The following is a 1,175-nucleotide window of genomic DNA, read 5'->3' as shown; positions in this document are numbered from 1 at the left end:
GTTTCAGATCCCGAAGCGTTCTGGGGTGAGCAGGCGCAGCGGATTGATTGGATCAAACCGTTCACCCAGGTCAAAGATGTGAGCTATGCACCCGGCAATGTCTCCATCAACTGGTTTGCTGACGGCACGCTGAACGTTGCCGCCAACTGCATCGACCGCCACCTGGAAACCCGCGGCGATCAGACCGCGATCATCTTTGAACCCGATGATCCAAATGAAGCCGCCCAGCACATCACCTACAAAGAGCTGCACACACGCGTCTGCCGCATGGCAAATGTGCTGGAATCCCTGGGCGTGCGCAAAGGTGAGCGCGTGGTGCTTTATCTGCCGATGATCCCCGAAGCCGCCTATGCCATGCTCGCCTGCGCCCGCATTGGCGCGATCCACTCCATCGTTTTTGCCGGGTTCTCCCCCGATGCGCTGGCCGCGCGTGTGAATGGATCCGACGCCAAGCTGATCATCACCGCCGATGAAGCGCCGCGCGGCGGGCGCAAGACGCCGCTGAAATCCAATGCGGATGCCGCGCTGTTGCATTGCAAAGACGACGTCAAATGCCTGGTGGTCAAGCGCACCGGTGGCCAGACCACCTGGGTCGATGGTCGTGATTTCGACTATAATGAAATGGTGCTGGAAGCGGGTGATTACAACAAACCTGCCGAAATGAACGCCGAAGATCCGCTGTTCATCCTCTATACCTCAGGCTCCACCGGCCAGCCCAAGGGCGTGGTCCACACCACCGGCGGCTACCTGGTTTATGCGGCGCTGACCCATGAGGTGACGTTTGATTACCACGAGGGCGACGTTTACTGGTGCACCGCCGATGTGGGCTGGGTCACCGGCCACAGCTATATCGTTTATGGCCCGCTGGCCAATGGTGCCACCACGCTGATGTTTGAAGGCGTGCCGACCTATCCGGATGCGGGCCGGTTCTGGGCCGTGTGTGAAAAACACAAGGTGAACCAGTTCTACACTGCCCCCACCGCCATTCGCGCTCTGATGGGCCAAGGCACCGAGTTTGTTGAAAAATACGACCTCAGCGCGCTTAAAGTTCTGGGCACCGTCGGTGAGCCGATCAACCCCGAGGCCTGGGCCTGGTACAATGATGTGGTTGGCAAAGGCAATTGCCCCATCGTTGACACCTGGTGGCAGACCGAAACTGGCGGCCACCTGATGAC

General features: G+C 59.3%; 1 protein-coding gene. It reads left to right on the top strand.

What is annotated here, in order from left to right:
- The coding region (locus tag GG681_RS17610; RefSeq protein WP_153549350.1) for an AMP-binding protein at positions 1 to 1,175 on the top strand (1,175 nt) is incomplete at both ends.

The sequence above is a fragment of the Tritonibacter aquimaris genome (assembly GCF_009617595.1).
GTDB classification, from domain to species: domain Bacteria; phylum Pseudomonadota; class Alphaproteobacteria; order Rhodobacterales; family Rhodobacteraceae; genus Epibacterium; species Epibacterium aquimaris.
Note: the sequence above shows the minus strand (reverse complement) of the source record. Positions and strands in the feature narration are given on the sequence as shown.